The following is an 8,142-nucleotide window of genomic DNA, read 5'->3' on the forward strand; positions in this document are numbered from 1 at the left end:
CGAGACGCGCGGCCGCCGCGTAGGAAAGGTCGATCTCGCGGTTGTTGTGGAAGGGGCCGCGGTCGTTGACCCGCACGATCACGGAGCGGCCGTTCTCCTGGCTGGTGACCCGCACGTAGCTGGGTAGCGGCAGCGAGCGATGGGCGGCGGTCATCTTGTACATGTCGTAGATCTCGCCGTTGGAGGTCGCATAGCCGTGGAACTTCTCGCCGTACCAGGAGGCAGTGCCCTGACGGGCATAGCCGCGGGCGTCGGGCAGCACCCGATAGGTCTTGCCCCACACCTCGTAGGTCGGCCGATTGCCGCCCCGGGAAGGCGGCTCGCTCCGCGGCACCGCGTCGGGGATCTGGCTGACGTCGGGAGGGTCCAGCGGATAGGCATCACCGGACATGGCGTAGCGCCCGCCCCCCGAGCCGGGGGACGCTGCCGGAGCGGAGGCCCGGGTATCGCGGGACTCCGAGGGGGCCTGGCCGCCGCTACCGGCGCAGCCGGCCAGCAGCACCGCGACCACCAGCAGCGAGGCGCGCGGACTCATGAGGCCTCCTCGCCGTCGGCGCTGACCGCCTCGAGCCAGTGGGCATCCAGGGCCCGGGCCTCGGCGATGGCCTCGGCCAGCTCGGTGACCGCCATGCCGTAGAGGTGGCTGTGGTTGTAGCGGGTGATCACGTAGAAGTTGTGGTCGCCCAGCACGTAGCGCCAGTTAGCCTCGCCATCCTCCAGGGAGAGCGGCAGCAGCGGATGGTCCGGCTCGAGCCCCTCGGGGACGCTGACCCCGGCCTCGGCCAGTGCGCTGGCCGGCACGGTGGGCGGCCGGGCGGCACGATTGAAGTCGATCGCCTCAGGCGGGCTCTCGGGCCCCTCGGCGTCATGCAGGATCGGCTCGTCGGCGCGCCATCCGTGCTCGGCGAAGTAGTTGGCAACGCTGCCGATGGCATCCACCGGATTGGTCCAGAGGTCGCGGATGCCGTCGCCGTCGAAGTCCACGGCGTAAGCGCGATAGCTGGTGGGAATGAACTGCGGGTAGCCCATGGCACCGGCATAGGAGCCCTTGAGCTCGCCGGGGTCGACGCCCTGTTCGTGGGTGATCTCGAGGAAGGCGGCCAGCTCGCCGCGGAAGAAGCCGCCGCGCGTCGGGTGGTGGAAGGCCAGGGTGGCCAGGGAGTCGATCACCCGGTGGCGGCCAGTGAAGCGCCCGTAGCTGGTCTCGACGCCGATGATCGCGGCGATCACCTCCGCCGGCACGCCATACTCGGCCTCGGCGCGCGCGAAGGCGTCGCGGTGCACCGCCAGGAAGGTCACCCCGCGGTAGATGCGTTCGGGTTGCAGAAAGATCTCGCGATACTCGTCCCAGCGCAGGCGACGCTCGGCGGCGCCCTCCATGGCATCCAGCACTCCCTGCTGGAAGTCTGCCGAGCGCATGGCCGACTCGAGCCAGGTCCGCTCGATGCCCCTCTCGGCCAGCTCCTCGACCAGCTGGCGGGTCTCGTCGTGCTCCCGCGGGTCGAAGTCCGCCGCCAGGGCACCCAGCGAGAGGCCAAGGCCCATGGCCACGGCCAGCACTCTCACCCCATGGTTTCGAATCCGTCTCATGCAGCGCTCTCCCTGATTCGGCATCCGGTGTGGCCTGCTGACGCTATCGGGGCAGCAGCCGGCGGTGTGCGTGAATGGCCATGAGAATACCGAAACCCGCCATCAAGGTCACGCTGGAGGTACCGCCGTAGCTGACCAGCGGCAGCGGCACGCCGACTACCGGCAGGATGCCGCTGACCATGCCCACGTTGACGAACACATAGATGAAGAAGGTCAGGATGATGCTGCCGGCCACCAGGCGCCCGAAGGTGTCCTGGGCGCCGGCGGCCAGCCACAGCCCGCGGCTGATGATCAGCAGGTAGAGCAGCAGGACGGCCAGCATCCCGACCAGGCCGAACTCCTCGCCCAGCACGGCGACGATGAAGTCGGTGTGGCGCTCGGGCAGGAATTCCAGCTGGGACTGGGTGCCCTGCAGCCACCCCTTGCCGAACAGCCCGCCGCTGCCGATGGCGGTGGTCGACTGGATGATGTTCCACCCCGAGCCCAATGGGTCGCTGTTGGGGTCGAGGAAGGTCAGCACCCGCTGGCGCTGGTAGTTGTGCAGATTCATCCACAGCACGGGCAGCGCGGCGGCGACCAGCACCGCCAGACCGGCAATGAAGCGCCAGGAGAGCCCGGCCAGCAGCACCACGAAGACCGCCGCCGAGGCCACCAGCAGCGAGGTGCCGAGATCGGGCTGCCGCGCGATCAGCGCCACCGGCAGCCCGATCAGCAGCCCGCACACCGCCAGGTCGCGAAACCGCGGCGGCAGCTCCTGGCGACTAAGGTAGGCGGCCAGCATCAGCGGCATCGCCAGCTTCATCATCTCGGATGGCTGGAAGCGCACCACGCCGGGAATCACCAGCCAGCGCCTGGCCCCCATGCCCACATCGCCGACCAGCTCCACCGCCACCAGCAGCAGCACGCCGAGGGCATAGGCCGGCAGCGCCCAGCGCAGCAGGGTGGCGGGTGATAGCTGGGCGATCAGGAACATCACCACCAGGCCCACGCCGAAACGGATGCCCTGGGCGATCACGGCCTCGATGCGCTGGCCGCTGGCGCTGTAGAGCACCGCCAGGCCCGCGACCATGAGCACCAGCAGCATGCCGAGCAGCCAGGGGTCCAGGTGCAGCCGCTCCCACAGGCTGCGACGCCGCGAGATACCGCTGGCCGGGGCGCGCACCGGATGGGGCCTGAGCACCCGGGAGAGGTCGATCATGCCCATGGGTCAGTTCCCCGCCACGCTGCCATCGTCGTTCTCCATTGCCTCGCGCAGCTCCTCCACGTCCGGCTCGCGGTCGCCGAGCAGCCAGGTGTCGGTCATGGCCCGGGCCAGGTGGGCGGCATGGGTGCTGCCGCCGCCGACGTTCTCGACGATCACCGACACGGCGATCTGCGGATCCTCGGTGGGCGCAAAAGCCATGAACAGCGCGTGGTCGCGCAGCCGTTCGGCCAGCTCCTCGGCGTTGTAGCGCTGGTCCTGCCCCAGCGAGAAGACCTGGGCGGTGCCGGACTTGCCGGCCATTCGGTACTCCAGGCCCACCCCGGTGCGCCGGGCCGTGCCCTCATGGCCGGTCAGCACCTTCTCCATGCCGGAGAAGACCCGGTCCCACCAGGCGTCGTTGGGGACCTCGATGTTGGAGGGGGTCCTGGGCACCCGCGAGGGCACCGGCTCGTCGCCGATGTGACTGGCCAGGCGCGGCTTGACCCACTCGCCGCGATTGGCCAGCACCGCCGTGGCCGTGGCCAGCTGCAGCGGAGTGACCTGCCAGTAGCCCTGGCCGATCCCTACCGAGAGGGTCTCCCCCGGGTACCAGGGCTGGTTGAAGCGCCCGCGCTTCCAGTCCCGGGAGGGCATCAGCGCCGCACTCTCGCCGAACACGTCGTGGCCGACCCGCTGCCCGAAACCGAAGGCGCTCATGGACTCATGGAGCCGGTCGATGCCCATCTCGTGGGCCAGGGAGTAGTAGTAGGTGTTGTTGGAGACGGCGATGGAGCGCTCCATGTCGACCCGGCCGTGCCCCCAGCGCAGCCAGTTGCGGTAGCGCCGGCTATCGTTGGGCAGCTGGTAGAAGCCCGGGTCGTTGATCGTCCGCTCCGGGGTGATCACCCCCTCGGCCAGCCCCGCCAGGGCCAGGAAGGGCTTGATGGTGGAGCCGGGCGGGTAGTGGCCGCGAATCGCGCGGTTGTAGAGCGGCAGGTCCAGGTCTTCCTGCAGCGCCCGGAAGGAGGCGACGTCGATGCCGGTGACGAACTGGTTGCTGTCGAACCCCGGCGCCGAGACCATGGCCAGGATCTCGCCGGTCTGCGGCGCGATGGCCACGATGGAGCCGCGACGGCCGTCGAGCAGCTCGTAGGCCAGCTTCTGCAGCCCCTTGTCGAGGGTCAGGGTCAGGTTCTGGCCGGGCACCGGGGCGGTGCGCCCCAGCTCGCGCAGCACACGGCCGCGGGCGTTGGTCTCAACCTTGCGCAGCCCGGCCTGGCCGTGCAGCGCATCCTCGTAGAAGCGCTCCACCCCGGTCTTGCCGATGAAGTGGGTGCCGGCGTAGCGGCCGGTGTCCAGGGTCGCCATCTCCTCGGCGTTGATGCGCCCCACATAGCCCAGGGCATGGGCCATCACCGCGGCATCCGGGTAGTAGCGCAGCAGCTGGGCCTCCACCTCGACCCCCGGCAGCAGGTGTCGGTTGACCGCCAGGCGCGCGATCTGGTCCTCGTTGAGGTCGCTCATCAGCAGCGCCGGCTGGAAGGGGCGCTGGCGCTGGCGGGAGCGAATCCGAAACGCCTCGGCCTCCTCCTCGGGCAGCTCGAGCAGGTCCACCAGGACCGCCAGGGTGGCGTCCAGGTCGTCGACCCGCTCACGCACCAGGGTGAGGTTGTAGGTGGGCCGGTTCTCGGCCAGCAGTACGCCGTTGCGGTCGTAGATCAGGCCGCGGGTCGGCGGCAACGGCTCGACCCGCACCCGGTTCTTCTCCGAGCGGGTGGTGTAGACCTCGTGCTGGACCACCTGCAGGTAGGCCAGCCGCCCCATCAGCAGGCCGGTGAGGCCGAACACCAGCAGCACCGCCAGCAGGGCGCGCACCCGGAAGATGCGCAGCTCGTGCTGGGGACTCTTGAGGTTGTCGCGGCTCTTGCGCATCGCACTCTCGGCCGGGCGGCTTCGTCAGCGGTGGTAGGGGTGTCCGACCATCAGGGTCCAGGCGCGGTAGAGCTGCTCGGCCAGCAGGATCCGCACCAGCGGATGGGGCAGGGTCAAAGGCGACAGCGACCAGCGCTGGTCGGCGGCGGCGGAGAGGCTCGGCGCGAGGCCGTCGGGGCCGCCCACCAGCAGGGCCACGTCGCGCCCCGCGAGGCGCCAGCCCTCGGCCTGCTCGGCCAGCTGCTCGGTGCTCCAGGCCTTGCCGCCGACCTCCAGGGCCACCACCCGCTCGTCACCGCGCAGGCGCGCGCGGATGCGTTCGGCCTCCAGCGCCATGGCGCGGGGGATATCGGCGTTCTTGCCGCGCTGCCCGGGAGCGATCTCCTCCACCTCCAGGACGAAGTCCCGGGGCAGCCGCTTGCGGTATTCCTCGACGCCCGCGGTGACCCAGGCGGGCATGCGCGTCCCCACCGCCAGCAGGCGGACCCTCATGCCCCACGCACCTCACTCTCGCCGCGCTCGACGTCGCTGGGCAGGTCGGCCCACAGGCGCTCCAGGTCGTAGAGCTGACGGGTCTCGGGCAGCATGATGTGCACCACCAGGTCACCCAGGTCGACCAGCACCCAGTCGGCGCCGTTCTCGCCCTCGACGCCCAGCGGCTGCTCGCCCGCCTCCTTGGCCTTCTCCACCACGCTGCCGGCCAGGGCCGAGACGTGGCGGGTGGAGGTGCCGCTGGCGATGATCATCAGGTCGGTCACACTGGTCAGTTTCGAGACATCCAGCAGGGCGATGTCCTTGGCCTTGAGGTCCTCCAGCGCGTCAATCACCAGAGTCTTGAGTGCGTCGATATGCATAGGGTCTTCTGTCTGAATGTCGTTGAACGACCATTGTAACGGGTTGACCGCCCGCTGGCAGCGACCGTTCCTTGCATAAGGTAGCTAGCACAGCTAATCGGGGCTCGGGGCTGTTCCGTCGGCAGGCCCCGGCGCCCCTCGCGATTGGCAACTGCGAGTGCCCTTCTGCAGAGCCCTTCTGCTTAGACACGATAGAGACCGTGCTCCAGCAGGTGGCGCTCCACCGCCTCGGGCAGCAGGTAGCGCACGCTGCGCCCCTCGGCCAGGCGGCGGCGCACCTCGGTGGCCGAGATCGCCATGCGCGATGGCAGCGCCAGGCGCAACAGGCCGCCGGCGGGGCGTGCCATCAGCGCCTCCACCCCGGCCACCTCGCGCCCCGCGATAAGGGCCTCGAGGGCCGCCGGCAAGGGCGCCGCGAAGTCGGGGCGATCGATCACCACCAGGTGGGCCAGGGCGAAGAGCCGCTCGGGTTCGTGCCATTCGGCCAGGCGCAGGAAGGCATCGTGGCCCAGGGCCATCACCAGCCGCGCATCAGGACCCGCCTCCTCGCGCAGCGAGGCCAGGGTGTCGACGCTGAAGGAGGAGCCCTCGCGGTGGAGCTCCCGGGGGTCGGCCACCAGGCCGGGCGTGTCGCCGATGCCCAGGCGCAGCAGCGCCAGGCGCTGCCCGGGGGAGACGCGGGGCTCGCCGCGCAGCGGTGGCACGCTGGCCGGGATCAGGTGGACGCGATCCAGGGCGAGCGCCTCGTGCAGCTCGACGGCGCTGCGCAGGTGGCCGAGGTGGACCGGGTCGAAGGTGCCGCCGAGCATGGCGAGGCGCGGCGGCCGGGGCGGATCGTCCGCCTCCGCCGGCCGCGGCAGGTACGCGCCCTCGCTCACTGGCGGATCTGGCCGTCGCCGAGCACCACGTACTTGCGGGTGGTAAGCCCCTCGAGGCCCACCGGCCCGCGGGCGTGGAGCTTGTCGGTGGAGATGCCGATCTCCGCCCCCAGGCCATACTCGAAGCCGTCGGCGAAGCGGGTGGAGGCGTTGACCATCACCGAACTGGAGTCCACCTCGGCCAGGAAGCGCCGCGCCAGGCCGTAGTCCTCGGTGACGATGGCATCGGTGTGGTGGGAACCGTAGCGCTCGATATGGGCGATGGCCGCCTCGATGCCCTCCACCACGCGCACCGCCAGCACCGGCGCCAGGTACTCGGCGTGCCAGTCCGCCTCGACGGCGGCGGTGGCCTCGGGCAGGATCGCCCGGGTGCGCTCGCAGCCGCGCAGCTCGACGCCGTGCTCGCCGTAGGCGGCGGCCAGCCTCGGCAGCAGGCTCTCGGCCAGCGGCGCATCGACCAGCAGGGTCTCCATGGTGTTGCAGGTGCCGTAGCGATGGGTCTTGGCATTGAGGGCGATAGCCAGCGCCTTCTCGGGGTCCGCGGTGGCATCGAGATAGACGTGGCAGACCCCGTCCAGGTGCTTGATCACCGGCACCCGCGCCTCCCGGGAGATGCGCTCGATCAGCGACTTGCCGCCGCGGGGAATGATCACGTCGACGTACTCGGGCATGGCGATCAGCCGGCCCACCGCGGCACGATCCGTGGTGGCCACCACCTGAACCGCCGACTCGGGCAGTCCCACATCGGCGAGCCCGGCGCGTATGCACGCGGCGATCGCGGCGTTGGAATCACGGGCCTCGGAGCCGCCGCGCAGGATGGCGGCATTGCCCGACTTCAGGCACAGGCTCGCCGCCTCGAGGGTGACGTTTGGCCGCGACTCGTAGATGATGCCGATCACGCCCAGGGGCACGCGCATCTGGCCCACCTGGATGCCACTCGGACGGGCGCGCAGGCCGTCGATCTCACCCACCGGGTCGGGCAGCGCCGCCACCTGGTGCAGCCCCTCGATCATGGCGTCGATACGCGCCGGGGTGAGCTCGAGGCGGTCGAGCAGGGCCGGTTCCAGGCCGCTCTCGCGACCGTGGGCCAGGTCGCGGGCGTTGGCCGCGGCCAGCGTCTCGCGCTGAGCGTCCAGGTGGGACGCCATCGCCAGCAGCGCGGCGTTCTTGGGTCCGGTGGGGGTGCGGCGCATGACGGTCGCCGCGGCACGAGCCGCCTCGCCCAGGCTTGTCATGTAGGCCTCGACGTCGCGGATCGCCTCGTCGCTGGAAGTGACTTGTGCTGACATGCCGAAAGGGTTCTCCTGTGGGCGTGGCCAGGACGGCGGGCCACGGCGTTATACTGGCGCGGTCGGGACACGCGAATTCGTGAAGGGAGTCATAGTAAGCCACCATGCAGAGCAAGTACAAAGTCGGCCTGCTGCGCTTCAACCTGCTGCTGGCGGCCCTGCTGCCGGCGCTGATGGCGCCTGGATCGCACACACTTACCGAGACCCTGCTGCTGTGGCTGACGGCGGGCTGGCTGGCGGTCACCGCGGCGCTGGTGGAGTTCAGCCATCGTCGGCCCGCGGTGGTGCCCTGGCAGCTGCTGCCGGGCCTGCTGCTGACCGCCCTGCTGTTGAGCGCCCCGGAGCGTTTTCCCCTTTGGCTGTGGGCCTGGGCGGCACTGGTGATGCTGCCCCAGCCGGCCTGGGTCACCGCACTC

Annotated in this window: 8 protein-coding genes and 1 pseudogene; 1 reads left to right on the plus strand and 8 read right to left on the minus strand. The window is 70.4% G+C overall.

What is annotated here, in order from left to right; genetic code table 11:
* The 8 genes from J5F18_RS13795 to J5F18_RS13830 all read right to left on the minus strand — a co-directional run.
* Positions 1-535, minus strand: a 535-nt coding sequence (locus tag J5F18_RS13795; protein ID WP_346299177.1) for a septal ring lytic transglycosylase RlpA family protein, incomplete at its 3' end; no start/stop codon positions are given.
* A complete protein-coding gene (gene mltB / locus J5F18_RS13800) occupies positions 532-1,590 on the minus strand; it encodes a lytic murein transglycosylase B (RefSeq protein WP_346299178.1) in 1,059 nt (352 codons plus the stop codon). The genes mltB and J5F18_RS13795, both read right to left, overlap by 4 nt.
* Before the next feature lie 43 nt (positions 1,591-1,633).
* Positions 1,634-2,794 (minus strand): rod shape-determining protein RodA, encoded by a 1,161-nt coding sequence (gene rodA / locus J5F18_RS13805; RefSeq protein ID WP_346299179.1) that lies wholly within the window; start codon positions 2,792-2,794, stop codon positions 1,634-1,636.
* 3 nt (positions 2,795-2,797) lie between these two features.
* Positions 2,798-4,705: a penicillin-binding protein 2 gene (mrdA, locus tag J5F18_RS13810; protein WP_346299180.1), complete on the minus strand. Its 1,908-nt coding sequence runs from the start codon at positions 4,703-4,705 to the stop codon at positions 2,798-2,800.
* 24 nt (positions 4,706-4,729) lie between these two features.
* Positions 4,730-5,197 (minus strand): 23S rRNA (pseudouridine(1915)-N(3))-methyltransferase RlmH, encoded by a 468-nt coding sequence (gene rlmH / locus J5F18_RS13815; protein ID WP_346299181.1) that lies wholly within the window; start codon positions 5,195-5,197, stop codon positions 4,730-4,732.
* Entirely contained in the window at positions 5,194-5,559 is a 366-nt protein-coding gene (gene rsfS / locus J5F18_RS13820; RefSeq protein WP_346299182.1) for a ribosome silencing factor, read from the minus strand. The genes rlmH and rsfS overlap by 4 nt, the downstream gene beginning before the upstream one ends.
* A gap of 182 nt (positions 5,560-5,741) precedes the next feature.
* Positions 5,742-6,368, minus strand: a complete 627-nt coding sequence (nadD, locus tag J5F18_RS13825) for a nicotinate-nucleotide adenylyltransferase (RefSeq protein WP_346302234.1) — start codon at positions 6,366-6,368, stop codon at positions 5,742-5,744.
* A gap of 65 nt (positions 6,369-6,433) precedes the next feature.
* Complete coding sequence (locus J5F18_RS13830) at positions 6,434-7,726, minus strand: glutamate-5-semialdehyde dehydrogenase (RefSeq protein ID WP_346299183.1); 1,293 nt, start codon at positions 7,724-7,726, stop codon at positions 6,434-6,436.
* Between the two features lie 104 nt (positions 7,727-7,830).
* Between J5F18_RS13830 and J5F18_RS13835 the strand changes: the two are divergent.
* Positions 7,831-8,142 (plus strand): annotated as a pseudogene (locus tag J5F18_RS13835) (hypothetical protein); the annotation flags it as partial.

It is taken from the genome of Halomonas sp. BM-2019, assembly GCF_017584085.1.